Below are 25,822 nucleotides of genomic sequence, written 5' to 3'. Positions count from 1 at the left end.
CTGTACTTGCTGGCTTATTGGTTGTGTCCGCTGCCTACCTGCTGCCGGGACAGGCGCGCGGCGTACTCATCGGTGGCCCGCTGCTCGCGGCGCGCGGCAATCTGCTGCTCGCGCGACTCCGCACGCGCAATCAGCGTGTCGAACGAGTTCAGGCGCTGCTTCTGCTTCTGCCAGTTGGCGCGGCCGGCCAGCAGCTGCGATTCGGCCTTGGCGAGCGCCTCCGTCTGCTGGCGGATCGCGGCGTCGAGCGAATCGAGGAACTGGGAGAAGTCGTGCCAGCGCGCCGACGGCATGCCGTTCTGCATCAGGGCCTGCATGCGCGCGCGGTATTCCTGCCGGTACTGGGTCAGCGCGGCGAGCTGCTGCTCGGCCTGCGTGCGCTGGCCCTGCAGCCGTCCGAGTTCGCGCGCGGCGGTGTCGGTGTCGTTCTGGGCCAGGTCGGCCAGCGTGTTGAGCGGAGAGGTCTTAGCCATTTGCGCTCCTGTCGAAGAGCAGATGCAGTTGATCGATCGATTCGCCGTACCCCGCGCGCTCGTGAATGTCCTGCTGCAGGAAGGCTTCCATGCGCGGATGCAGGCGGATCGCCAGATCGAGTTCGGGATCGGCGCCCGGTACGTAGGCGCCGACGCTGATCAGATCGCGGTTGCGCTGGTAGCGCGACATCAATTGCTTGAAGCGGCGCACCGAGCCGAATTGTTCCGGCGAGATCAATGCGGTCATCGCGCGGCTGATCGAGGCCTCGACGTCGATCGCCGGATAGTGGCCGGCCTCGGCCAGGCTGCGCGACAGCACGATATGGCCGTCGAGGATCGCGCGCGCCGAGTCGGCGATCGGATCCTGCTGGTCGTCGCCCTCGGCCAGCACGGTATAGAAGGCGGTGATCGAGCCGCCGCCCTCGGCGCCGTTGCCGGCGCGCTCCACCAGGGTCGGCAGCTTGGCGAACACCGAAGGGGGGTAACCCTTGGTTGCCGGCGGCTCGCCGATGGCCAGCGCGATCTCGCGCTGGGCCATCGCATAGCGCGTCAGCGAATCCATGATCAGCAGCACATGGCGGCCCTGGTCGCGGAAATACTCGGCCAGGCGCGTCGCGTAGGCGGCGCCCTGCATGCGCAGCAGCGGCGAGGTGTCGGCCGGGGCGGCGACCACCACCGAGCGGGCGCGGCCCTCCTCGCCGAGGATGTTCTCGATGAAGTCCTTCACTTCGCGGCCGCGTTCGCCGATCAGGCCGACCACGATCACTTCGGCGCTGGTATAGCGCGCCATCATGCCGAGCAGCACGCTCTTGCCGACGCCGGAGCCCGCGAACAGGCCCATGCGCTGGCCGCGGCCGACGGTCAGCATGCCGTTGATCGCGCGCACGCCAACGTCGAGCACCGTATCGATCGGGGCGCGCGACAGCGGATTGATCTGCGATCCGGCCAGCGGTACTTCGCGCGCGGCCTGCAACGGGCCGAGGCCGTCCAGCGGCCGGCCCGCGGCGTCGAGCACGCGGCCGAGCAGCCCCTCGCCGACCGGCAGCCGCTTGGAGCCGGGCTCGCGCGGGGCGCTGTCGCCGCTGGGCAGCGGCGACGGTTCGAGCGGATAGACGCGCGCACCGGGCACCAGGCCCAGCACGTCCGATTGCGGCATCAGATAGAGGCGGTCGGCACCGAAGCCGACCACTTCGGCCTCGGCCATGCGCGGACCCTGGCCGCTCACGCCGGCATGGCCGGGGATTTCGATCAGGCAGTCGCTGCCGACCGGCAAGCGCAGGCCGACGGCCTCCAGCACCAGCCCGGCGGCGCGCGTCAGCCGCCCGCAGCTGCGCTTGCTGTCCAGCTCGGCCACGTTGGCGGCGGCGCCGGCCAGCGCATCGCGCCAGCGCTGGCCATGCAGCTGCGGCGCGCTGCTCGGGGCGGGGTTTGCCGCAGGGGCGGCAACGGGCTCACGCATCGGGCGCTTCCCAGAGATCGTTGCGGCCGAGGGCCTTGACCACGCGGCTCCAGCGCGTGGCCAGCGTCGCATCCAGCTCGCCGCTGGCGGCGCTGGCGATGCAGCCCCCGCGCGCGACCGTCGCATCGGCGCGCACCGACCAGCCGGCCGCTTCCAGCTCGCCGGCCAGGTGCATCTGTACCAGCTCGATATCGTCGGGATGGAGCAGCAGGCAGGGCGCGCCGGACAGCGCCGGCTCGTTGGCCATCAGCTCGCGCACGGCGGGCAGCAGCACGGCCGGGTTGTGCGCGACGGTGTCGTGCACCAGCTTGCGGGCGACGTCGAGCGCCAGCGCGATCAGCGTCTGGCCGACCTCGTCGTCGATGCGGCGCAGCGCGCCGGCGAAGGTGCCGGCCAGTTCCTGCAGGCGGGCGGCCTCCTGGCGCGCGGTCTCGAGGCCGCGCGCGTAGCCTTCGCGATGGCCGTCGCCATAGCCCTGGGTCTGGCCCTGCGTGTAGCCCTGGGCATAGCCTTCCTTGCGGGCGCCCTCGCGCATCGCGTCGAGCGCGGCGAAGTCGATCGGCGGCGGCGCGGGTTCCTCGGGGTCGGCTTCGAACTTCGGCGGCGGAGGCGGCGGCGCGTCGAAGGACGACATCTTCCAGCGGCGCCAGCCGTTGCTGTCGCTGCCTCGGCCGGCCTGCTTGCCGCCGGGCTGCGGCGCATCGGCGCCGAAGGCGTCGAAGCTCTCGAAACCCGCGCTGTCGCGGCCGCCACGCATGTTCAAGCCCGCGGAGTTGGCCGAGGGGGCCGAGGGGGCGGACGGGGCCGACGAAGCGGCGGACGCCGACGGCACGGCGGGTCGGGCCTGGGCGCGCGGCTCGTAGCGCGCGCCGAAGCCGTCGTCGCGATCGTTGTCGAGCGAGCCGCCGAGGTGGTGGCCCAGCGCCTGCCGCGCGTAGGGATTAGACATAGGCATCGTCGCCGGCTCCGATCTGGATTTCGCCGGCGTCGGCCAGGCGCCTTACCACCTGCAGGATGCTCTTCTGCTCGGCCTCGACCTGCGACACGCGCACCGGGCCCAGCGCTTCGAGGTCCTCGCGCAGCATCTCGCCCGCACGGGTCGACATGTTGCGGATGAACTTGTCGCGCAGTTCCTGCGGCGCGCCCTTGAGCGCGACGATCAGCGACTCGGTGGCGATTTCCTTCAGCACGCGCTGGATGCCGCGATCGTCCACTTCCAGCAGGTTCTCGAACAGGAACATCTCGTCGATGATCTTCTGCGCGAGGTCGCTGTCGTGCTGGCGCACGCCGGCGATCACCGCCTCCTCGTGCGTGGTGTTCATCAGGTTGATGATCTCGGCCGCGGTGCGGATGCCGCCCATGCGGCTGCGCTTCAGGCTCTGGCCGGCCAGCAGCTTGGTCAGCACGTCGGTCAGTTCCTGCAGCGCCCCCGGCTGCACGCCGCCGAACGTCGCGATCCGCAGCACCACGTCGTTGCGCAGGCGGTCGGTGAACAGCGCCAGCACCTCCGAGGACTTCTGGCGGTCCAGGTGGATCAGGATGGTGGCGATGATCTGCGGATGCTCGTCGCGGATCAGCTCGGCCACCGAGGTCGCGTCCATCCAGTTCAGCGAGTCGATGCCGCTGCCCGGGTCGCGCGATTCCAGGATGTCCTCGATCACCGACAGCGCGCGTTCCTCGCCCAGCGCCTTGTTCAGGACGCTCTTGATGAACGTGCTCGAATCCACCGACAGCGCCAGGAACTGCTCGGTCTCGCTGCGGAACTCGGCCAGCACGGCCGCCATTTCTTCTCGCGTGACGGCGTTCAGCGACGCCATGGCCGAGCCCAGCGTCTGCACTTCGCGCGGCGACAGGTGCTTGAACACCTCGGCCGCCGCATCCTCACCGAGCGACATCATCAGGATGGCGCTCTTCTGCAAGCCCTCACCGTTCATCGCTAGACATCCAGTTCTTGATCACACTGGCGACCAGACGCGGGTCGCGTTGCGCGGCGTCGCGCACCAGGGCGAGATCGCTTTCGTATTTGGCGGTCAGGCGCAGCACTTCCGGATCCGGCTGCTGTTCCTCGACCGGCAGCAGCACCGATTCGGCCGCGTTGGCCTCGGCGGGCGGCGGCAGCGGCGGCGCGGTGTACTTGCGCAGGATCGGCCGTGCCACCTTGAACCACACGAACAGGGCCAGCAGTGCCAGCAGCAGGTATTGCGCGGCGGTCTTGGCCAGCTCGATCATTTCGGGTTGCTTCCACAGCGGCAGTTCGGGTTTGATCTCCTCGCCGGAAGTGAACGGGCTGTTCACCACATTGAGCGAGTCGCCGCGCGCCGGCGAAAAGCCCATCGCCTCCTTGGCCAGGTTCTCGATCTGCGCCAGTTGCGCGGCGGTCAGCGGTTCGCTGGTGATCTTGCCGTTCGCGCCGGCCACCTGGCGATGGTTGACCACCACCGCCACCGACAGGCGGCGGATGCCGCCCGGTGCCTGCTGCACGTGGCGCACGGTGCGGTCCAGCTCGTAGTTGGTCGTCGAGTCGCGGCGGGCGCTGCTCGGGCCGGACTGGGCGCCGGCGAGCGCGGCCTGCGTGCTGGCGGTGCCGGCCTGCTGCCCCTGGGCCTGCTGGCCGGCCTGGCCTGGCTGGCCCGGCTGCCCTTGTTGGCCAGGCTGCTGCGTGACCACCGGCGCGGCGGCCTGCAGCGGCGGCTGGTTCGACAGCGCGCCCGGCACGCCGCCGACCGGCGAGCCGCCCTGCTGGTTCGACTCGCTGGTCTGCTGGCTGCGGATCGCCGCGCGGGTCGGGTCCTGGTTCGGCTTGAACGACTCGTCGGTGTGCTCGACGATGTTGAAGTCGACGTCCGCGGTGACCTGGGCCTTCACATTGCCCTGGCCGACGATCGGCGCGAGGATCGACTCGACGCGCTGCACATAGGTGCGCTCGAGCGTCTGCACATACTTGAGCTGCGTGGCATCGAGCATGCGCTCGTTGCTGCCGTTGCCCGACAGCAGGTTGCCGTGCTGGTCGACGATCGAGATCGATTTGGGCGTCAGCTCCGGCACGCTGGACGAGACCAGATGGCTGATCGCCGCTACCTGGCCCTCGTCGATGGCGCGGCCAGGATGCAGCGTCAGCACGATCGAGGCGGTCGGCTTCTGGCGCTCGCGCACGAACAGCGTGGGCTTCGGAATGGCCAGATGCACGCGCGCGGACTGCACCGCGGCGATCGATTCGATCGAGCGCGCGAGCTCGCCTTCGAGCCCGCGCTGGTAATTGACCTGTTCGGCGAACTGGCTGATGCCGAACTTCTGGTTGTCCATCAGCTCCATGCCGGCGTTGCCGCTCTTGGGCAGGCCCTGCGAGGCCAGCCGCAGCCGCATCTCATGGACCTTGTCGGCCGGCACCATCACCGCACCGCCGCCTTCGGCGAACTTGTACGGGATGTTCATCTGCTGCAGCGACGCGATCACCGCGCCGCCGTCGCGTTCGGACAGGTTGCTGTACAGCACCTTGTAGTCGGGGCTGCGCGACCACAGCACGCCGACCGCGATCGCCGCGGCCAGCGCGGCCCCGCCCAGCATCAGCGGCAGGCGCGGATTGCCCTTGAAGCGCTCGATCAATTCCGAGCGGTTGCCCAGCACAGCCGCGGCATTCATGCGCGGGCCTCCGTGTTGGCCGACCCGCCGAGCCGGCCGGGCAGGGGCGAACCTTGCCGGGGGCGCAATGCGCCGCCCTGGCGGTGGCCGATGTCGGCATGGCTCAGATCACGCAGCAGACAAAACACGCGTACTCTCCGCGATAGTTAAACAAAGGGGCGCCGGTGTCGTTAATGCATTCGCTGGCAGCAAACCAGGGATGCGGGTAGGGAGCGGCAAGGCGACAGCCCGCCAGACCCGGCACGGTAGCGATGATCGGTTACCGGGCGCACAGACAATCCGGGGAATAGGACGGCTTTTCGGTTCGATTTCGGCCTATGCCGGGCCGGATGCGGCAGGTACGCTTCGGCTGCTGGATTGGGCGGGGCCCGCGTTTGGCGTTCCCAAGCCCTTCCGATCGACCCATTCAGGGGTGCCGGCCTCGTTTCGGCGCCTCGCCAATCACGGAAAAGACAGACCGATGAGTTCGATTGCATCCATCGAAGGCATGCTGCAGCAGCTGCGCGGCCTGGCGCAGAGCGCGTCGGGCACGACTTCCCAGACCGCCCCGGCCGCCGCCTCTGGCTTCGCCGGCGAGCTGCAGCGCTCGCTGCAGAAGATCAGCGGCGCCCAGGAACGCGCCTACGGCCTGGCCGAGGCGTTCGAGCTGGGCAAGCCGGGCGTCGCGCTGAACGACGTGATGATCGAAATGCAGAAGGCCAGCATTTCGTTCCAGACGGGTGTGCAGGTGCGCAACCGGCTGGCGATGGCGTATCAGGAAGTGATGAATATGGCGGTGTAAGCGTCGTGCTTGCACGCGAAGGCGACCCTTGCGGTCGCCTTTATATTTTGATGACGGGCGAGAGCGCCCATGCGAAATGCCACCCCATTGCGCCGTTGTTCCGCGAATTGGCATCTCCGTCTGCTTGCTACGCTCGTTATGCCAATTTACCCCAGCATGTATGGGAAGCCTTCCGTGAACCTATCCGAGCCCGTCAACCCGCAACCGGCAGCGTCCCAAGATACGCTGTCGACCCCGCTCCGTACCATCTTCGGGAGTTCGCCCATGCAGCTGCGGGCGGCGGCGTATCTCTATGGCATCGATACCGTGCCATTGCCGCAAGCCCGCGTGCTGGAGTTGGGGTGTGGCGCCGGCCACAATCTATTCCCCTTTGCGTTAGCGTACCCGCAAGCGCAAGTCGTCGGAATCGATACCAATACGGACGATATCGCCGAGGCCGAGGCGACCGCACAAAAAATCGGTGCGAACAATGTCGACTTTCATGCGATAGGTCCGCTGGATCTGGGCGACGAATTCGGGCAATTCGACTACATCGTTGTCCACGAGGCCTACAGCAAGTTGCCGCGCGAATTCGGCGAGGCGCTGCTTGCCGTTTGTCGACGGCACCTATCGCCGCAAGGAATTGCGTTTGTCAGCTACCACACGCTGCCGGGCTGGAAAAGCGCGGAGGTGCTGCGCGACGCCATGCTGTTTGCCGGACACGGCGCCGAGGACATCGCGGACAATATCGCCGCCGCTCGGACAACCGTTACGCTGTTGGCGGACAGCATGGCTGCGTCCAATCCCATGTCCTCCACGTTGGCTCCCGTGCTGGAGTACGCGAAGAAGCTGAGCGACGACGAACTGGTAGCGGAGTTTCTCCACAATGCGGGCAACGTGTGTTACTTCATCGAATTTGCCAACGTTGCCGCGCAAAATGGACTACTTCATGTCGGTGACGCCGAGCCCGAACAGGAGATTGCGCTGACGTTCGGATCGAACGTCGCCTTGTTCAATAGCCTCACGGGATTCGGCCAATCCGCGGCGGTTCGGCAGCAGCACCTGGACTTTGCCGTCGGGCGACATTTTCGGCAAAGCATGCTTGTCCATGCCGACCGGGCGGAACAGGGCCTTTCGTCCCCCGATCTGTCCAGGTTGGATGAGCTTCGCTTTGCCGGCTGGTTCAAGCCATCCGCAACGGGGCACCGAGGCGCCGTGGCCGGCCGGCAGTATGTCAACCAGAGCGGACGCACGATGGTCACCGACGACCGCGGGGTGCAAACCGTCATGATGGCGCTGGCCGCGACATGGCCAGCATCCTGCGACATGGGACAACTGCTGCAGGTCTTTCCCGAGCATGTCTACGAAAGCGAGGAGACGGCCCGAAAGGCTGTGCGGCGCGCACTTGAAGCGCTGTTCCGCGCGGGAATGCTCCGGCTGTCGCGTGAAGCGACCCCTTATGAAACCGACACGCGTACCGCATTGAGCGTGCTTCCCAACTTGCGGGCATTGTTGGGCGACGCAAGCGGGGAACAGTCAGTCGCGACATGGTCGCTTTGGCACACGGCCGTCAATTTGACGCTGAAGCCGGACGAGATCGACGTGCTATTGCGGACAGGCGCCGCTTCCCCCGAGGATGTGGGCGACGCTTGCGCAGGATGGAGCGGGTCAGAACGGCGCGGCCTGATGGAGCGGATGCGCTGCGCGGGAATGCTCACCGGATCGATCCCTGCCTGGCTGACGTATTTCCGTACACAGATCGCCGACATGAGTTGCGACGATCCCAACTGGTGGCAATACCTTGATGCCATATGTCTGCACAGCACGCGCCTGGCTTCCAGCACGGACAAGCCAATGCTGGAAGCATCGTCGGGGGCGGCGGCTTCGGGCGCAATCCGGCAGGCGGCGGCCAAGGCGAGCAGTTTGCAATCCGCGCAGCGCTACCAAGAGGCCGAACACGTGGTACGCCAACTCTTGGATGAATACCCCAATACGGCGGAAGGTTGGCGAATGTTGTCCGCGATCCTGCAACAAGTTCAACGCGGCACGGAGGCGATTACCGCCATGGGACGGGCCATTGCGCTGCGTCCCCTGGATGCGTCTCTTCATGCCGAATTCAGCGATCTGCTTGCCCATTTCACTCATCTGGATCGGGCGCAACATGCCGCCTTGCGCGCGATAGGGCTGCAGCCTGATGTGGCTGCCCATCACAACAACCTGGCACGGATACTCCGGACTAGCGGGCAGCATCAGGCTGCGCTTCGTTGTCTCGAACATTCGCTGAAGCTGGACCCGGGACTCGCAAGTACGTACAACATTCTCGGTACCGTCAGTGGAGAAGCCGGACGGCCCGAAGAGGCGGAAGCGTATTACAGACGAGCCCTTGCATTGAATCCGGCCGGGGATCTCATTCACAGCAATCTATTGTTCCTGCTGACGCATCAGGGTCGACTGCGGCCAGATGAACTCGCTCGGGAGCATAGGGCATTCGGCGAAAATGCGACCAGTCTGGCGAGGCGCCTCGGTGTCCCACGTCTTAGCAATAGGCGGGAGCCTGCGCGTCGCTTGCGTGTGGGATTTGTCTCCGGTGACTTGCACAATCATTCGGTGATGAACTTTCTGGCACCGATCTGGCGGAACCTCGATCGGAACAGATTCTCCATCCATGTGTATCACACCGGCACCATCGAAGATCATGTGACCGATTCCGTGCGGATGTTGGCGCAAGACTGGCGTCGCGTCCGGGATCTTGACGTGGTCGAGTTGCGTGACCGCATCCGCAGCGACGGCATCGATGTTCTGTTCGATCTCTCAGGGCATACGGGTTCAAACCGATTGCTGGCTTTCGCTATGCGTGCTGCCCCGGTGCAGGTCAGCTGGATCGGCTATCCGGCGACCACGGGCCTGGCCGAAATGGACTATTACCTGATCGACCACCATGTTGCGCCGCCAGGGATGCTCGATGACCAGTTCACTGAAAAACTAGTGTACCTGCCGTCCGCCTTTACTTTCGACCCGCATCCGGCTAGTCCGGCAGTGGAGCCGCTTCCGGCGTTGCGAAACGGGTATATCACGTTCGGCAGCTTCAATCGCTACAACAAGATCAGTGACGATGTGCTCGAAACATGGGCGCAGATCCTGGCGAACGTGCCGAATGCGAGGATCCTTGTCGGGCATATGCCCGATGAGGCTGTGCCCGAACTGAAAGCACGATTCGCGCGCAATGGTGTAGCCAGCGAACGCATAGTCGTGCGCCCTCGCACCACTATGCCGACCTATCTTGCCTATCACAATGAAATCGACATTGGTCTCGACACGTTCCCCTACACCGGGGGCACGACGTCGTGCCACGCGGTATGGATGGGCGTGCCCGTGCTTACGATAGGCGGCGCCACCCGCATTGCACGTCAAACAGCCGGCGTACTCGGTCAAGCCGGGCTGCAGGAATGGGTCTGCAGCTCCAGGGAGGAGTTCGTCGAAAAGGCGACCAAGTGGGCCGGCGAGCTGGATCGTCTATCGGCTTTGCGTGCTGGCATGCGCAACACGCTGCAAGCTTCCCCGATGCTGCGGGCGGATTACGTCACGAGGGGCCTCGAGCAGGCAATACAAAAAATGTGGTCCATCTGGTGCGATGGGAAGCCGGCAACCAGCTTCGGGATTGCGCCATGACTCGGCCGGTCTACGTTACCCAGCCCTATCTGCCACCGCTGGATGAGTTCCTTCCGTATCTGCAGACCATCTGGGACAACGGAATCCTGACCAATGGCGGGCCGTTTCATCAACAGTTCGAGCGTGCATTGTGCGAGTACCTCGATGTCGAGCACCTGGCCCTCTTTGCCAATGGCACGCTCGCGCTCGTGACCGCGCTGCAGGCGCTGCGCATTACTGGTGAAGTCATTACGACGCCATACTCGTTTGCCGCGACGGCACATTCATTGCACTGGAATGGCATCAAGCCGGTCTTCGTCGACATTTGTCCCGAGACGCTGAACCTAGATCCGGCCAAGATCGAGGCTGCGATCACGCCGCAGACCACGGCAATCATGCCGGTTCACTGCTATGGACGCCCCTGCGATGTCGATGCTATCGAAAGACTGGCGGATAACTACAACCTGCGCGTCATCTACGACGCCGCGCACGCCTTCGGCGTAAGGACAGAACGAGGCAGTATCCTGAGGCACGGAGATCTTTCGGTGCTCAGCTTCCACGCAACAAAGGTATTCAATACCTTTGAGGGAGGGGCCATCGTCTGCCCCGATGCAAAGACCAAGCAGCGCATCGACCATCTGAAGAACTTTGGATTCGTCGATGAAGTTACCGTGGTCGCGCCGGGGATCAACGGCAAGATGAGCGAGGTCAATGCTGCCTTCGGGATGCTGCAGCTGCGGCATATCGACAAGGCGTTGGCACGACGTCGTGAGATAGACGAACGCTACCGCGAGCTCCTGTGCGATGTACCCGGCATCCAATGTCTTGACAAGCGACCGGCTACGTTTTCGAACCATGCCTACTTCCCGATCCTGGTATCGGGGCCGTATCCCTTGAGCCGGGACGCCCTGTACCAGTTGTTTCGGGAACATGGTATTTACGCGCGGCGCTATTTCTATCCGCTGATATCCGACTTTCCGATGTATCGCGGGTTGCCTTCGGCGGGAAGGAGCAATCTGCCGGTTGCTGCCGATGCCGCCTCGCGTGTGCTTTGCTTGCCGATCTTCCCGGCCTTGGGCGATCACGATATCGAGAGAATTGCCCGCATCATTGCTGATTGCCAATGACAACCGTCGCAATCATGCAGCCCTACTTTCTTCCGTACATCGGCTACTTCCAGCTGATACACGCGGTCGATGTCTTTGTCGTCTATGACAACATCAAGTACACAAAAAAGGGCTGGATCAACAGGAACCGCATTCTGAAGAACGGGGCCGATAGCGTGTTCACCCTGCCGCTCCAGCACGACTCCGATGCTCTGGATGTCCGCGATCGGGCTATCTCAGCGGAGTTCAACCGCACCAAGCTCCTGAACCAATTCCGGGAGTCATACCGTCGGGCGCCCCAGTTCGAGTCGGTCTGGCCAATGCTTGAACGTATCGTCATGGAGCCGACGACCGGGCTGTTTGACTACATCTTCCAGTCGATCGTTCACGTCTGTGAATATCTTGGCATCACGAGCCGGATGGTGGTGTCCTCGAATATCGCCATTGATCCCGGTCTCAAGGGGCAGGACAAGGTGATCGGGCTTTGCCGCGCGTTGAGCGCCAAGACATATCTCAACGCGATCGGAGGACGGGCGCTCTATTCGGACGAGGCGTTCCTGGAGCGCGGAATCGACCTCCGGTTCCTTCAGTCGGACTCCATCGAGTATCCGCAGTTCGCGCATCCGTTCGTTCCAAGCCTTTCCATCGTTGACGTATTGATGTTCAACCGGCCTGAAACCATTCGAGGCATGCTCGGCCGTTGGACGGCCGTGCGCGCCGTTCCCGCAGCCTGACCGCGTCAGCGGCGTCCAGTCGCCGTTCGCCAAGCAAGACAACCGATATATCGAGCCATGTTCCGCTGGAAAAAACTAGGCAAAGTCTTCTCTCCGCAGCATGTGACGGGCCGCTCCTGGCTCAAGGAATTCGCTCAGGCGCCTGCCACGCTGTTGATGGAAGACCGGTTGCGCGTCTATTTTTCCTGCCGGCCGGCGGCCGACGCCCATGGCCAGTACGTCAGTTATTCGGCCTATGTCGATCTGGACAGATCGGATCTGTTCAAAGTACGCCACGTGGCGGATCGACCGATATTGCAGCTCGGCGGCGTGGGAGCTTTTGACGAGTTCGGAATCTATCCGGTGTCGGTGATTCGCGACGATGGTGAAGTCCGTGCGTATTACGCCGGTTGGACGCGTTGCGAATCCGTGCCTTTCAACGTAGCCATTGGCTGCGCCATCAGCCGGGATGGCGGGTCGACGTTTGCCAGACTTGGGGCAGGGCCGGTGCTCGGTTATACGCTGGAGGAGCCGTTTGTACTAAGTGGCCCGAAGGTTCGCCGCTTCAATGGCCGATGGTATTTGTTCTATATCGCCGGACGGAAGTGGAAGATGGTCGATGGCCGTGCAGAGCCGGTCTACAAGATCCGGATGGCGACTTCGGACGATGGCGTCCGGTGGGAGCGACTCAACAAGGATCTGATCACGAACCGCATCGAGGAAGACGAGGCGCAGGCCAGTCCGGATGTGCTTTATGCCAATGGCAAGTACCACATGTTCTTCTGCTATCGCTACAGTGAACACTATCGTGGCAGGCGGAACGGCTATCGCATTGGATACGCGTCCAGTACCGACCTCGTCAATTGGGAGCGTGACGATAGCAAGGCGGGTATAGATGTGTCGGAGACTGGGTGGGACGCGGAGATGATCAGCTATCCGCACGTCTTCGAGTTGGACGGAAAGGTTTACATGGCATATCTCGGCGACCAGGTTGGACGCTACGGCTTCGGCATTGCGGAACTACAAGGGGAGTTGAAATAGTCATGAAGTGGAGAAAAGTCGGAAAAATATTCGATCCCTCCGAGCATGGCCTGCCCCCGGGTTGCGTGGGTTTCGCGCAATCGCCGCAGGCCCTGGTCTTCAGCGATTTTGTCCGCATCTATTTCTCGACGCGGGCCGTCGATCCGGCAAACGGCAAGTATCTAAGTCATGTTGCTTTCGTCGACATGTCGAGGAACCTGCGCGACGTTTTGCGGGTCTCCGACCACACGGTGATCCCGCTCGGCGGGCTCGGCGCCTTCGATGAGCATGGCATTTTCCCGATGCACGTACTTCGCCACGAAGGCGCCATCTACGGCTACACCTGCGGATGGAGCCGGCGTGTGTCTGTTTCGGTGGACACCGGCATCGGATTGGCGATCAGCCGCGATGGCGGTCTGACATTCGAGCGTGTCGGCGCGGGCCCAGTGCTGTCCGCCTCGCTGCATGAGCCATGCCTGGTAGGGGATGGCTTCGTCAAGGTCATCGATGGGGTGTTCCACATGTGGTACATCTTCGGCACCGGCTGGAAACGGTACGCCGCTGGCGCCGCGCCGGACCGGACGTACAAGATCGGGCACGCGACGTCGCTCAACGGGATCGATTGGGAAAAAGAAGAAGCGCGGCAGATCGTTCCCGACAGGCTGGGCCCGGACGAAAGCCAAGCGTTGCCAACGGTCATCGAGATCGACGGTCGCTACCACCTGTTCTTTTGCTATCGCGAGTCCTTCGATTTCAGGACAAATGCGGGGCGCGGATATCGCATCGGCCATGCCTGGTCCGATGACCTCTCCACCTGGACGCGCGACGACGCCAGCCCCTTGCTGGAGGGGACCACCGGAGACTGGGATGGCGAGATGCAATGCTATCCGCACGCGTTCGAATGCGAGGGACATGTCTTCCTGCTGTACAACGGCAATCAGTTCGGGCGCTACGGCTTCGGTTTGGCAGAGTTGGTGCGATGAGCGTCGTCTTCGCATCAAATCGCGCCACGGTGGCTCAGATCGCGCTGCATATGGCAGCTTGCGACCATGCCTTCTTGCCCCCCCTCAGTAGCCGTGTCGATCTGCGGACTTACGCATCGAAGATGGCGGCCCGTGCGCAGCGCATCGAGGCTTGGTCTGGCGGTGAGCTGATTGGGCTCGTGGCTGCCTATTGTGACGATTCGGCCAGGCAGAGAGCTTTCATTACCAACGTCAGCGTTCTGCCCGCTCACCATGGACGGGGTATCGGAAATTCGCTCGTTACCCGATGTCTCAGCTATTTGCGCTCCGTGCGTTTTGCGCGTGTTGAACTCCAGGTGAACCAGCACAACATGGCGGCGCTTGCGTTGTATGCGAAGCACGGATTCGAGATCTGCGAAAAAAACGGCTTGGCGCAACGCATGTCTCTTACACTCGAACAGGAAGTCGCATGAATCCGTCCCGTGACTACAATGCGGAAATCAGGGATACCGCAGACCATCAATACGCGTACAGCTTTGACTTGCATGTCATGCATCCCTTTATGATCAGGGCGTTTCAGCCGTTCTTTCGCCCGGGCCGTCTGCTGGAACTAGGCAGTTTCAGGGGCGACTTCACGCGCCGCTTTCTCGATTGTTTTGACGATATCACCTGCGTGGAGGCATCGAATGTCGCGATCGACGATGCCAGACGGAAACTAGATGGATCGGTCAAGCTCGTACATGGATTGATGGAGACCGTCGCGCTGCCCGCCCGCTACGACAATATCGTGATGACGCATGTACTCGAGCACATTGACGATCCGGCCGCGGTGCTGCGTCGTGTCAATGACGAATGGCTGGCCGAAGGCGGAAGGTTCTTTCTGGCTTGCCCCAATGCCAACGCCCCGTCGCGACAGATTGCGGTAAAGATGGGATTGATATCGCACTGTAGCGCTGTGACGCCCGCCGAGGCCGCGCATGGCCATCACCGCACCTACTCGCTTGATACGCTGGAGCGCGATGCCGTGGCGGCCGGCCTTCGGGTCGTGCATCGGTCGGGAGTCTTTTTCAAGGCACTGGCGAACTTTCAATGGGACCGATTGCTTGCGACCGACATCATTTCCCCTGAGTATCTGGAAGGATGTTATGCAATTGGCCAGCAGTATCCAGAGCTGTGTTCAACCATTTTCCTTGTCTGCGAGAAGGGTTGATCCGATCTGGACCATCGTCGAGCGGAGGATAGACGGCCCGTCCTGCACGCTTACTCATTCGATCCGCACAATCCCGGTATCGGCCTCCAGCCGATGCAGCCACGCCAGCAGTTCGGCCACCGCCGTGTAGAGCTGAGGCGGGATCTGGCTGTCGAGGTCGACCTGCATCAGCAGATTGACCAGCGTCGGGGAGTCGTGGACATAGACGCCGGCCTCGCGCGCCTGCGCGATGATCGAGTCGGCGATCAGGCCGTAGCCCTTGGCCACCACCCGCGGGGCGGCATCGTTCTGGCGGTACGACAGCGCGACCGCCGCGCCGCGGGGCGAGTCCTGCTGGCTCATGCGGTGCCCTCCGCGTCGGTGTCCCGGCGGATCGAGAAATGCAGCAGGTCGATGCCACGCGCGCCGAGGTTGTCGCGCAGCCGGCCCTGCGCGCTATCGAGCATCCGCACGATGCGGTCTTCCTGTACCGCCAGCCGGGTTTCCAGGCCGTTCGGCGTCAGCGTCAGGCGCGCTTCCACCGTTCCCAGCTGAGGCAGCTCCAGCACCAGGCGGCTTGACCATGTGCGCTCGTCCGCGGTGTCGCCGTGCTCGCCGGAGGACCCATGCTCCTGCTGCCGTTCGGCGATGTCCCATTGCATCGGCGTGCCGGGCCACGCTTCGCCGGCCCAGCGGAACTGCTGGGTGGCCAGCAGTTCGAGCTGCTGACGGACGATGCCTTCGGTATTCGGATGGATGGCGGGCGCGGCTTCCGCTTTCGCCAAGTTGGGCGTCGCGTCGGGCCGTGCCTGTGCGTCGTCGGTGGTCACGCTCAGCAGGGTCTGCGCGCCGGCCTGACGGGCGGCGTCGTTGGCGGCGGCCTGGTAGGCCTGCGCGGCCGCCTGCAGCGAGCGCGGGGTTTCGTTGCCGCGCGGGGCATCTGCGCCGCGCGCGCCGGTGTCGCCCGCAGTCGCGGCGGGATCGTCGGCGCTGGCTTCGGGTCCCCCGCTCGCGGCCGAGCGGGCGGCATTCAACGCGGCGTCGAGCACGGCCTGCGAGGGTTCGGCGGCAGCCAGCGCCTGGATCGCGCTGCTCAGGGCCTGGGCGTCGGTGGGCGAGGCGGGAAGCAGGTTCGGCAGGGGAGCCGTGCCCGCCGGTTGCATCGGCGCACCGGGCTGCTGTCCGTAGGGCCCCGTCGCGGACCCTGGAGTAGACGCGGCCCCACTCTGCAGTGCCCCGCCGGCGCCAGCCCCGGGATAGGGATGTCGGCCGATTCCCGCCTGCGGCTCGCGCGCCAGACTGGCCAACCCACGTTCGCCGGCGATCCATTGCGCGAGATGCGATTCATAGAACAGCCCGCTGTCCTGCACCAGATGCATCAGCGCCTGCCGTACCTGCGTGGTTCCCTCGGGCAGGCGCGTGGGCGGCACGGCCAGCAGCGGTCCGTCGCTGCGCAGCGGCGCGGCGGAGCCCTGCGCCAGCAAGGTAAGGATGGTACGGGCGGCGAAGCTCAGGGTTTCGCGGGTGGAGCCTGTCGGCGTGGTGGCCGGAGGCTGGCCCGGTGCGCCGGCGCGTACCGGCAGTTCGACGGCCCCGGTGGACGTGCCGTCGGATTGCCGCACCGTGGCGCCGCCGGGACTGGCGGTTGGAATCAGCGCGGCCAGCTTGTTGGCCGACACCTGCGCGCGCAGCGTGTTGGCATCGAGGCTTTGCCCTGACGGCGAACCGGGCGGCAGATGGATCGCGGTCATGGGGAGGGTTCCGGATGGTCCGCTGGGTCACCGGCTTGCCGGCGACGGCCAGCGGGACCCGGCATGGAGTCAGGCAGGGCTGCCGTAGGCGTGCGAAAGATTCTGGCGGCGGCGCGAGTCGCCCAGCAGCTGGCCCAGACGGGCCAGGTGCGGCAGCATCAGGTCGCGGATGCGGGCGTCGTACGCCAGGATCCGGTCGAGCAGCGCGTGGCGGCGCATCCGTTCTTCGGCCGAGACCGGAACGTTGTGCTCGAGCTCACGCAGGCGGTCCACGACGGCCAGGTAGACCTTCTGCACGTCGTTGAATGCGGTCCAGTTTTCCGCCTCGGCGGCTTCGAGCATCTGCTCGGACAGCACCAGCAGTTCCTCGTAGTTCAGCACGGTAGGAGAGACGTTGTGCATGATCAGTTCTCCTGCGCTTCGACGAGGACTTCGGACTGGCCGGGGACCGCCGCTTGCGCAGCGCTGTCGCCCGCTTCCGGTTCGCCGATCTGGGCCCATGCCGTCGCCAGGTTTTCCAGCAGCGCATCGACCTCGTTGAGCAGCGTGACATCGCTGCGCACATTGGCCAGCAGCAGGCGGCGGGTCATGTAGTCGTACAGCGCCTCGAGATTGGCGGCGATCTCTCCGCCGGTGCTGTGGTCCAGCACCGCGCGCAGGCCGTTGTCGACGATGTCGATCGCCTTCGAGATGGCCTGGCCGCGCCCCTGCACGTCGCCCGCATCGAGATGGAACTTGGCCCGTGCGATGGCCGAGCGCGCGCCGTCGTACAGCATGGCGATCAGCTTGTGCGGGCTGGCGCTCATGGCCCCGGTCTGCACGCCGACCCGGGCATAAGCGTTGATTGCTTGGCGCGCGTACATGATGGCGATCCTTGCCGTTGGTTACTTCTTGGTCTGGTTGGCGAGCGCTGCGAATTGCTGCGTCAGATAGCTGCTGGTCTGGTTCAGCTTGCTGACCAGCAGATCGAGCTGCGTGAACTGCGAGCGGTAGCGCTCGATGGTCGCGTTGACGCGGTCCTCGACCTGCGTGTAGCGGTCTTCCAGGTCCTTCAGCGTTTCGGTCAGGCCATCGGTGGCGACCTTGATCGCACCGTTGGTTTCATTCAGGTCGTCGATCGCGTCGGTGATCTGCTTGCCGTAGCCGCCGGCGCCGGTGGTGTGCGAGAACATCGAGGTCACGCCGCCCAGATTCTCGCTGATTGCCTTGGTCAGCTTCTTGTCGTCGACCTGCAGCGTGCCATCCTTGGTGAACGAGACGCCGATCTCCGACAGCGTAATGGTGCCGCCGTTGCCGTCCGGCTGCGGCACGTTCAGCATGCTGCGCAGGCTGGTCTGGATCGAGCGCAGCGTGCTGTCGCCGTTCAGCGCGGCGCTGCTGCCGGTGGTCGTGTCGAACGAGGTCAGCGACTTGGCGGTGCTCTGGATGTTGTTGTACGCGGTGACGAAACCCTGGATCGCGGCCTTGATCGCGTCGGTGTCGCGCGTCACGGTCAGGCTGGTGGTGCCGGTCTTGTTCAGCGTCAGCGTGACGCCCTGGGCCGCATCGGTGACGGTATTGCTCTGGCTGACGACGTCGATGCCGTTGATCTTCAGCTTGGCGTTGGTGGCCCGTACCGTTTCCTGCATGCCGCTCGGCTGCACCGCCTGGGTCGGATCGAAGCCGACCAGGTTGCTCAGCTCGGGGCTGTCCGCGGTAATCCGCATGCTGGACTTTTCGCCGGTGGTGTTCGAGGTCAGCACCAGCCGATAGGGCGTGCCGCTGCCGTCGTTGACGATGCTGGCGGTCACGCCGACGTTGGCCTGGTTGATCGCGTCGCGAATCCCTTGCAGCGTGTTCTGGCCCGGCTTGATCTCGACGGTCTTGGTGCGCGCGGCGTCGGCGGTGAAGCCCAGCGGATCGGTATAGCCGCCGGTACCTTCGTTGTAGCCCTGGCGTTCGCCGAATTCGAAGGTGATCTTGCCGGTGCCGATCGCGGTGGTCTGGCTGGCGACATTGGTGCCGACCAGCGATTGCGCCTGCGCGAGGCTGGTGACGTTGACCGAGTAGGTGCCCGGCACGGCGTTGGAGCCCGCCGCGGCCGTCATGATGTCGCCGGAACCGGCCACCGCCTTGGCGGCGCCAAAGGTCGCCGCATCGGCGAGCTTCTTCGCGGCGCTCTGGTAGGCCGACAGCACGCTGCTGAGCGTGCCGTAGGCGGAAAGCTTGGCTTGATAGCTCGAGGCCTGGGTCTCGAGCAGCTTCAGCGGCGCCTTTTCCGCGGTCTCGAGCTTCTCGAGCAGCGAGCCCAGTTCCAGTCCCGAGCCGATACCGATGTTGGAGATGGTAGCCATAGTTTTCTGCCTTTTTTATTCAGCTTGTCTACGTCAACACGTACCTAGAAACGCTTTGCAGGCAGCGAACTGCCTGCGAAGCATTCCCAGCGGAAGGCCGGGCCTTGCGGCCCGGCCTTCCGCGCCGTTGCGAATTAACGCAGCAGCGACAGCACGTTTTGCGTGGTCTGGTTGGCTTGGGCCAGCACCGAGGTACCAGCTTGCTGCAGGATCTGCGCGCGGGTCATGTTCGACACTTCCGTTGCGTAGTCAGCGTCCTGGATGCGCGAACGCGAAGCCGACAGGTTGGTCACCGTGGTGCCCAGGTTCGAGATCACCGAGTCGAAACGGTTTTGCACCGCACCCAGCGAGCTGCGCAGGGTGTCGACGTCAGCCAGCGCTGCGTCAAGCTTGGCCAGCGGGTTCGAGCTCGCGCCCGTGGTGATGCTGGACAGTTGGATGTTGGCGGTGTCGATCGCGAAGGCGGCGGTACCGGCGGTGGTCGTCACGTCGGCCGATTGCGGATCCAGAGCGATGTAGAACTCCTTCGCAACACCCGCTTCGACTTCGAAGCCCTTGGCCTTCAGCGTGCTGACTTCGGTCGCGTCGGCGGCCGTGATCGTCACGGTGGCGTACCAGTTGCCGTTGTCGTCCTTCTCGGCGGTGGCGGCCAGTGCCACGCTACCGGCGGCGATGCCCAGACGCGACGACAGGTCACCGGCGTTGGCTTCCGACACGGCGGTGGCGCTCACGTTGGTGGTGACACCGTAAGCAGCCTGGTAATCAGCGGCGACCAGAGCGGCCGGCGTGCCCTTCGGGCCCGACACGTTGAAGCCGTCCAGACCCAGGGTCTTGGCGGTGATTTCCTTCAGGTCGATGGCGATGATTTCGCCGTCGTTCGCGCCGACCTGGATGTTCATCTTGGTGTCCTTGGCCAGAACCTTGACGCCGTTGAACTGGGTCTGTTCCGAGACACGGTTGATTTCTTCCAGACGCTGCTTGATTTCGTCCTGGATCGATTGCAGGTCCGAAGCCGAGTTCGAGCCGGTCGCGGCTTGCACCGACAGTTCACGGATACGCTGCAGGTTGTTGTTGACTTCCGTCAGCGCGCCTTCGGTCGTCTGCGCCAGCGAGATGCCGTCGTTGGCGTTGCGCTGAGCCTGGGTCAGGCCCTTGATGTTGGCGGTGAAGCGGTTGGCAATCGCCTGACCAGCCGCGTCGTCCTTGGCGCTGTTGATACGCAGGCCCGAGGACAGGCGCTGGATCGCGGTGTTCAGCGCCGATTGCGACGTGTTCAGGTTGTTCTGAGTCATCAGAGACAACGAGTTGGTATTAATGACTTGCGCCATGGTACGACTCCTATTTGCAATGTTTTACGCATTCCGGCGGGTGCCGTAACGTTGGCTGCCTGCACTGCAGGGCGTGAAGTGCCTCCGTTGCCAAGGTTATCGACCGGGCTGCCGAAAGGTTTAGAGTGATCTTTCGGCGGTGGTGCGGAAAGCTGTCATTGCAAGGCTGCGGGCGGCTCCTGGCGGGGCTCAGGCGCGCCGGCGGGAGCGCGTGCGGGGCGTAAACAAGCGGACGAACTCGGGCGGCACCTCGTCCTGGGGCAGCTGGATCGGCTCCCCGTCCACGTTGTCCGGCGTGATCGCCGCGATCGCGTGCTTGTAGACGATCTGGGGCGCCGGGTCACCCGGGCCGGTGGCAAGCAACACCATATAGGCGTCGGCGCCGACCACGACTCCGTGCAGGCGCACGCCGCTGGTCAGGTGCAGCACCACCGGATGCCGGCTGGCGCGGTGAAAAGCCAGTTGTCGGTCCTGCAGCTGACGGCCCGGGCGAATACTTCTGATTTCCTGATACTTCACGACTTCTCCGGTCGAGCCCGATAGGGTTCTGTCGGCAGACAACGGTACGGGGATCAGGCACGAGCCGGCGCGGATGCGGCGTGACGGTATCCGTATTGGCGAGAGCCTGATCATGGCGAGGGATGAAACATTCGCTCTCGGTACCGGCGCGGGGGAAGCCATCGCGTGTCCTTGCGGCCGTGGCGCTTGTTGTTCGCGGATGTTCTGCCTCGACGGTCGGACTGGCGGTGCTGCCAGAAGAGAAGGGGAATACTTCGGCCCGGAGAGTAACAAATTTTTACAACTCGGGGATCGAAGGGGCTTGGTCAACCGTCTAGAGGTAAACCTCTAATTAAATACTTGCATACAACTGCCGATATACGAGGCGGTGCGCTGCCTGAAGTGCTTTTAGAGTCGCGCTGGTAGGGATGAGGTGCATCGAAAGCCGGTTTTCCTCCGAGTAGGTACTCACCTCGGCGCTTTTCGGCGTGTCGCCCGACGGTCTTTCCTTGTTTTATTTGTAAAACAAAGTAAGTGTCACTATCGGCATTTACCCTGATGGAAACTCTATTTACACCTCATCTAAGCACCGCTATAGTCGGCCACGAGCCAATCGGCTCTAGCAGTCCTGGAAAGCCTACGAGCACCCCGCGCGTGGGCTTCTTTTTTTTGCCCGCGTCCTGTGCAATGCCGGACGTCTTCGCCGCCTCAGGCGGAATACCGGATGCTCGGCGTCAATTGGACACCTGTCCCGTCTCGAGCGATCGGTGGAGTTGACGGGATTTTTACCCCTTGTTTTCCATTTGCATCCCATTTGGCCACGGCGCCTGTGCCCGCAGGCTGCTTCCTGACGTCTCCCGCTGACGCCCGGAATCCCGCCGCATCGGTTGGCCATCAAGAAAGCGCCCCCTTCTGCCGTTAGCGATGCACCGTCGCGCATGCGCGCGCGACGTCGACTACGAGAGAAAAGGGGGCGGTATGGGAGGATGGAAGCATTTCGGCATTGGCGCGCGCCTGGCGGCGGCCTTTGCCGCGATGGTGGCGCTGCTGGCCGTGGTGGCCGGCTTCGGCCTGATCGCGCTCGGCGACATGAACGCGTCGATGCGGACGACCGTCGAGCAGCGTCTGCTGAAGGTGATGGAACTCGATGGCGTCAAGGAGGGCGCGCAGGCCATCGGCATCATGGTGCGGGACGCGGTGCTGACCGAGGATCCGGCCGTGGTCCAGCAGAACGTCGGCCGCGTCAACGAGCGCCGCAAGCAGATGAGCACCACGCTCGACGAGCTTGCCAAGCTGATTGCCGCCACGGATAACGCCGGCCTCAAGAAGGTCTTCGACGAGCTCGGCAAGCACCGCGCCGCGTATAACACCCAGCTCGACCAGCTGCTGACCCAGTTGCAGGCGGGCGAGTTCGTCGCCGCGCGAGCGGGCCTGATTGTCACGCTGCCCGCCGCGCAGGCGGCGTACTTCGAGCGCCTCGACACGCTGATCGCCTCGGGCCGCAAGATGGCCGTCGACGCGGTGGAGCAGGCCCAGGCCGACTATCTGTTCACGCGCAATCTGCTGCTCGCGCTGGGCGCGGTGTCCGCCCTGTTGGCCGTCGGCCTGGCCGTGGCGATCACGCGCTCGATCGCCGGACCGGCGCGGCAGGCGCTGGCCGCGGCCGAGGCGCTGGCACAGGGCGACCTGGCCTTCGCCGTCCGCGCCAAGGGCGACGACGAGATGGGGCGGATGCTGAAGGCCATGCAGCGCGCCTTCGCGGAACTGTCCGTGCTGGTGCGCGGCATCCAGGGCGCCTCGGGCGCGATCGACGGCGCCACGCGGGAGATCGCCAAGGGCAACACCGACCTGTCGCAACGTACCGAGGAACAGGCGGCCTCGCTGCAGCAGACCGCGGCCTCGATGGAGCAACTGACCTCGACCGTGCGCCAGAACGCCGACAACGCCCGCCAGGCCAACCAGCTGGCCGTCAACGCCTCGGCCGTGGCCGCCGAGGGCGGACGCACGGTGCGCAGCGTGGTCGAGACGATGCAGGGCATCTCGCAGTCCTCGAGCAAGGTGGCCGAGATCATCGGCGTGATCGAGGGCATTGCCTTCCAGACCAATATCCTGGCGCTGAACGCCGCGGTCGAGGCCGCGCGCGCCGGCGAACAGGGGCGCGGCTTCAGCGTGGTGGCCGCCGAGGTGCGCAGCCTCGCGCAGCGCAGCGCCGCGGCGGCCAAGGAGATCGGCGAACTGATCAACCGCTCGGTGGAGCAGGTGGAAGTTGGCGCCCGCCAGGTCGAGCAGGCCGGCGGCACCATGGACGGCATCGTGGAAGCCGTTCGCCGCGTGACCGACATCATGGGCGAGATCTCCGCCGCCAGCGCCGAGCAGTCGACCGGCATCGAGCAGGTCAACCGCGCGATCGCGCAGATGGAAAGCGTGACGCAGCAGAACGCCGCGCTGGTCGAACAGGCGGCCGCCGCCGCCGAGAGCCTGCAACAGCAGGCCGCCGGACTGGTGCAGGACGCGGCCAAGTTCCGCGTCGAGGCTTCCCCGGCCGCCTTGCCGCGTGCCGCGGAACCGGCCCGGGAACGGGCGCTCGCCATGGCGGCGCCGTTGGGGAAGTCGTCGGCGCAAGGGGTCATGTCGACCGCGGCGCGGAGCGAGCCCGCTGCCGACAGGCGCCACCGCGAATCCAGAGCCGGCAGTGCCGCCGCAACGCCTGGGAAGGCCCGACCCGCGGCGCTACGGCCGTCCGCCTTGGCGACGGAAGCTTCCGGTGCTGGGGCCGACGACTGGCAGAGTTTCTGAACATATCTCGCCAGGCGAAAGCAGGCCGATGGCATAGCCCATAGCTCCCAGGGCCACTGCGATCCTCCGTTTGTCGCGCACAATCGACAAGCAAAGGAGGCCAGAAACGAATCGCGCTTTAATAGGCAATGCCATTCGCCAGAAACGAATGGCGCTTGGCTTGACGCAGCAGATGCTGGCCAGGATGGCCGACATCTCTCGACAGACCGTGAGCGGCATCGAGCATGGCCGTATCAACTTCACGCTCGATATGCTTGGTCGCTTGGGCGATATCCTGGGGCTAACGCTACAGGTTGCGGAGATTCATCCGAGGGCCATCGGGCCCTTGCGGAGTTCAGAGGGTAGCGAAAGCGTGCAGAAACGCACACTTTTAAGCAAGCGCCTACAATAGCCTCCTGTCCTTCATTAGAAAAGCCGGTCCGACCAGTGGGGTCGTGCACCGGCTATGTTGTTTCTCCTTGCCCGCCCGATGATCGCTCCCGCTCGTTCTGGTCTGCGCCTTGTCGGCGCGGCTGCCTCCATTGCGGCCTCCGCAGATTCTCCGACGTCGCCTGCGGCGTCATCCCTCCCGCCAAGGCCTCTTCACCCCGGCGAGCCGACCGGGTCTCCACCGGTCCCGGTGATGCAGGTCATCTTCGGCCTGATGCTGGCGATCCTGCTCGGTGCGCTCGAGCAGTCGATCGTGGCCGTGGTGCTGCCCGAGATCGCCCTGCGCCTGAACGGGTTCGACGTGATGGCCTGGGTCGTGTCGGCCTACCTGATTGCGTCGACGGTCGCCACGCCGATCTACGGCAAGCTGTCCGACGTGCTCGGCCGGCGCTCGGTGCTGTCGTTCGCGATCGTGCTGTTCCTGCTCGCCTCGATCGCCTGTGCGCTGGCGCAGACCATGCCGCAGTTGATCGTCGCGCGCATCCTGCAGGGGCTCGGCGGCGGCGGGCTGATCTCGGTATCGCAGGCCGCCATCGCCGACGTGGTGCCGCTGCGCGAGCGCGGCCGCTATCAGGGCTATGTCAGCGGCGTGTGGGCGGTCGCCAGCATGGCGGGCCCGGTGATCGGCGGCTACCTCGCGCACTATCTGTCGTGGCGCTGGATCTTCTGGATCAACCTGCCGCTGGCCCTGCTGGCGCTGGTGACGGTGCGCCGCGCGCTGCGCCATCTGCCGGCCGGCGGCGGCCGCAAGCATCGGATCGACTATCTCGGCGCGCTGCTGTTCGGCGGTGGGCTGACGGGCGTGCTGGTGTTCCTGACGCGCCTGGGCCAGGGGCACGATGTCTGGCGCGCCGATTCGCTGAGCCTGCTCGGCGGCGGCGTGGCGGCGCTGCTGCTGTTCGTCTGGCAGGAGCGCCGCGCGGCCGATCCGGTGATTCCCTTGGCGATGCTGCGCGTGCCGACGGTGGCGATCTGCTGCATCACGCTGTTCCTGTGCTTCTTCCAGTTGATCGCGATGTCGGTGCTGCTGCCGCTGCGCTTCCAGGTGGTCGGCGGCGCGCAAGCCGACAGCGCGGCGCTGCGGCTGGTGCCGCTGACGCTGGCGATTCCGTTCGGCGCCTTCATCGCCGGCCGGCTGATGACCTGGAGCGGCCGCTACAAGCCCTTGCAGCTGATCGGCGCAGGAGCCGCGCCGCTGGCGATTGCCGCGCTGGCCTTCGTCGATCCGAATGCGGTGGTGCTGACAGGGATCGTGATGGTGGCGCTGGGCCTGGCGATCGGCCTGCAACTACCGAGCGCGCTGGTGGCGACGCAGAACGCGGTGCCGCCGCAGCAGGTCGGCGTGGCCACCGCGCTGACGGCGTTCTCGCGGATGCTCGGTGGCGCGGTCGGCGTCGCGGTGCTGACCACCGTGCTGATCGCGCTGCTGCGCCACAGCGGCATGGCGGTCAGCCCGCTGCCCGGCGGCGAGGACGTGCTGATGCATCTGTTCCGCGAGGTGCTGTCGCTGGGCGATGGCGCCGAGGCGGCGCTGGTGCGGCAAACCGCGGAACGGTCCTTTCGTGCGCTGTTCCTCGCCAGCGCCGGGGTATCGCTGCTCGCGCCGCTGCTGGTCGTGCGGCTGCGCGAGGCGACGCTGCGCGGCAGTCCGGTCAAGGCGGCGGCGAGCGTCGAATAGCGGCCGAATCATCGGGGCGCGCCGCGTCATTCCAGGCGGC

Annotated in this window: 23 protein-coding genes; 11 read left to right on the top strand and 12 right to left on the bottom strand. The window is 64.9% G+C overall.

The annotated features are described in order from the left end of the window. Positions 1-14 precede the first annotated feature (14 nt). From fliJ to fliF, 5 genes are all read right to left on the bottom strand, one after another. Positions 15-473 (bottom strand): flagellar export protein FliJ, encoded by a 459-nt coding sequence (fliJ, locus tag KZ686_RS18670; RefSeq protein ID WP_149319499.1) that lies wholly within the window; start codon positions 471-473, stop codon positions 15-17. Beyond that, complete coding sequence (gene fliI, locus KZ686_RS18665) at positions 466-1,932, bottom strand: flagellar protein export ATPase FliI (protein WP_149319500.1); 1,467 nt, start codon at positions 1,930-1,932, stop codon at positions 466-468. The genes fliJ and fliI overlap by 8 nt, the downstream gene beginning before the upstream one ends. Continuing rightward, a complete protein-coding gene (fliH, locus tag KZ686_RS18660) occupies positions 1,925-2,689 on the bottom strand; it encodes a flagellar assembly protein FliH (protein WP_407648613.1) in 765 nt (254 codons plus the stop codon). Before fliH ends, fliI begins: the two co-directional genes overlap by 8 nt. Positions 2,690-2,873: 184 nt before the next feature. Further along, a complete protein-coding gene (fliG, locus tag KZ686_RS18655; protein WP_023264265.1) occupies positions 2,874-3,866 on the bottom strand; it encodes a flagellar motor switch protein FliG in 993 nt (330 codons plus the stop codon). Further along, positions 3,856-5,571 carry a flagellar basal-body MS-ring/collar protein FliF gene (gene fliF, locus KZ686_RS18650; protein ID WP_265634817.1) on the bottom strand — a complete coding sequence of 572 codons (1,716 nt, stop codon included), beginning with the start codon at positions 5,569-5,571 and terminating at the stop codon, positions 3,856-3,858. Before fliF ends, fliG begins: the two co-directional genes overlap by 11 nt. 460 nt (positions 5,572-6,031) lie before the next feature. Here fliF and fliE point away from each other — a divergent pair, with 460 nt between their 5' ends. The 8 genes from fliE to KZ686_RS18610 all read left to right on the top strand — a co-directional run bounded on the left by fliE (position 6,032) and on the right by KZ686_RS18610 (position 14,990). After that, positions 6,032-6,352, top strand: coding sequence for a flagellar hook-basal body complex protein FliE (fliE, locus tag KZ686_RS18645; RefSeq protein WP_006577184.1), 321 nt, complete (start codon positions 6,032-6,034; stop codon positions 6,350-6,352). Positions 6,353-6,616: 264 nt separating this feature from the next. Beyond that, on the top strand, positions 6,617-10,000 hold the full coding sequence (locus KZ686_RS18640; protein WP_265634814.1) for an O-linked N-acetylglucosamine transferase family protein: 3,384 nt from the start codon (positions 6,617-6,619) through the stop codon (positions 9,998-10,000). After that, on the top strand, positions 9,997-11,106 hold the full coding sequence (locus KZ686_RS18635) for a DegT/DnrJ/EryC1/StrS family aminotransferase (RefSeq protein ID WP_265634812.1): 1,110 nt from the start codon (positions 9,997-9,999) through the stop codon (positions 11,104-11,106). The genes KZ686_RS18640 and KZ686_RS18635 overlap by 4 nt, the downstream gene beginning before the upstream one ends. Next, positions 11,103-11,819, top strand: coding sequence for a WbqC family protein (locus KZ686_RS18630; protein ID WP_265634810.1), 717 nt, complete (start codon positions 11,103-11,105; stop codon positions 11,817-11,819). Before KZ686_RS18635 ends, KZ686_RS18630 begins: the two co-directional genes overlap by 4 nt. A 57-nt stretch (positions 11,820-11,876) precedes the next feature. Next, positions 11,877-12,839: a glycoside hydrolase family protein gene (locus tag KZ686_RS18625; RefSeq protein ID WP_265634808.1), complete on the top strand. Its 963-nt coding sequence runs from the start codon at positions 11,877-11,879 to the stop codon at positions 12,837-12,839. A gap of 2 nt (positions 12,840-12,841) precedes the next feature. Then, the gene (locus KZ686_RS18620) at positions 12,842-13,801 is read left to right on the top strand and encodes a glycoside hydrolase family protein (RefSeq protein ID WP_265634806.1); all 960 of its coding nucleotides are present in this window, start codon (positions 12,842-12,844) and stop codon (positions 13,799-13,801) included. Further along, positions 13,798-14,253, top strand: a complete 456-nt coding sequence (locus KZ686_RS18615; protein WP_265634804.1) for a GNAT family N-acetyltransferase — start codon at positions 13,798-13,800, stop codon at positions 14,251-14,253. The genes KZ686_RS18620 and KZ686_RS18615 overlap by 4 nt, the downstream gene beginning before the upstream one ends. After that, positions 14,250-14,990, top strand: coding sequence for a class I SAM-dependent methyltransferase (locus KZ686_RS18610; RefSeq protein WP_265634802.1), 741 nt, complete (start codon positions 14,250-14,252; stop codon positions 14,988-14,990). The genes KZ686_RS18615 and KZ686_RS18610 overlap by 4 nt, the downstream gene beginning before the upstream one ends. 54 nt (positions 14,991-15,044) lie before the next feature. Here KZ686_RS18610 and KZ686_RS18605 read toward each other — a convergent pair whose 3' ends face one another. The 7 genes from KZ686_RS18605 to KZ686_RS18575 form a co-directional block, all read right to left on the bottom strand. Beyond that, complete coding sequence (locus tag KZ686_RS18605; protein WP_265634800.1) at positions 15,045-15,332, bottom strand: EscU/YscU/HrcU family type III secretion system export apparatus switch protein; 288 nt, start codon at positions 15,330-15,332, stop codon at positions 15,045-15,047. Next, positions 15,329-16,720, bottom strand: coding sequence for a flagellar hook-length control protein FliK (locus KZ686_RS18600; protein ID WP_265634798.1), 1,392 nt, complete (start codon positions 16,718-16,720; stop codon positions 15,329-15,331). Before KZ686_RS18600 ends, KZ686_RS18605 begins: the two co-directional genes overlap by 4 nt. 69 nt (positions 16,721-16,789) lie before the next feature. Continuing rightward, entirely contained in the window at positions 16,790-17,122 is a 333-nt protein-coding gene (locus KZ686_RS18595) for a flagellar protein FliT (RefSeq protein ID WP_187829270.1), read from the bottom strand. Between the two features lie 2 nt (positions 17,123-17,124). Beyond that, entirely contained in the window at positions 17,125-17,583 is a 459-nt protein-coding gene (fliS, locus tag KZ686_RS18590) for a flagellar export chaperone FliS (RefSeq protein WP_149319507.1), read from the bottom strand. Between the two features lie 21 nt (positions 17,584-17,604). Beyond that, positions 17,605-19,053 (bottom strand): flagellar filament capping protein FliD, encoded by a 1,449-nt coding sequence (gene fliD / locus KZ686_RS18585; RefSeq protein ID WP_149319508.1) that lies wholly within the window; start codon positions 19,051-19,053, stop codon positions 17,605-17,607. A 134-nt stretch (positions 19,054-19,187) separates the two neighbouring features. Beyond that, positions 19,188-20,381 carry a FliC/FljB family flagellin gene (locus tag KZ686_RS18580; RefSeq protein ID WP_265634793.1) on the bottom strand — a complete coding sequence of 398 codons (1,194 nt, stop codon included), beginning with the start codon at positions 20,379-20,381 and terminating at the stop codon, positions 19,188-19,190. Positions 20,382-20,570: 189 nt separating this feature from the next. Then, positions 20,571-20,900, bottom strand: coding sequence for an RNA chaperone Hfq (locus KZ686_RS18575; protein WP_265634791.1), 330 nt, complete (start codon positions 20,898-20,900; stop codon positions 20,571-20,573). Between the two features lie 903 nt (positions 20,901-21,803). Here KZ686_RS18575 and KZ686_RS18570 point away from each other — a divergent pair. The 3 genes from KZ686_RS18570 to KZ686_RS18560 all read left to right on the top strand — a co-directional run bounded on the left by KZ686_RS18570 (position 21,804) and on the right by KZ686_RS18560 (position 25,782). Beyond that, positions 21,804-23,675: a methyl-accepting chemotaxis protein gene (locus KZ686_RS18570; protein ID WP_322784961.1), complete on the top strand. Its 1,872-nt coding sequence runs from the start codon at positions 21,804-21,806 to the stop codon at positions 23,673-23,675. Between the two features lie 148 nt (positions 23,676-23,823). Continuing rightward, positions 23,824-24,066: a helix-turn-helix transcriptional regulator gene (locus KZ686_RS18565; RefSeq protein ID WP_322784966.1), complete on the top strand. Its 243-nt coding sequence runs from the start codon at positions 23,824-23,826 to the stop codon at positions 24,064-24,066. 231 nt (positions 24,067-24,297) lie between these two features. Continuing rightward, positions 24,298-25,782 carry an MDR family MFS transporter gene (locus KZ686_RS18560; protein ID WP_265634789.1) on the top strand — a complete coding sequence of 495 codons (1,485 nt, stop codon included), beginning with the start codon at positions 24,298-24,300 and terminating at the stop codon, positions 25,780-25,782. Positions 25,783-25,822: the final 40 nt, after the last annotated feature.

Origin of the sequence: Cupriavidus cauae (assembly GCF_026210475.1) — a bacterium.
Taxonomy (GTDB): domain Bacteria; phylum Pseudomonadota; class Gammaproteobacteria; order Burkholderiales; family Burkholderiaceae; genus Cupriavidus; species Cupriavidus cauae.
The sequence above is the reverse complement of the archived record's forward strand: the minus strand, read 5'-3'. Positions and strand labels throughout refer to the sequence as shown.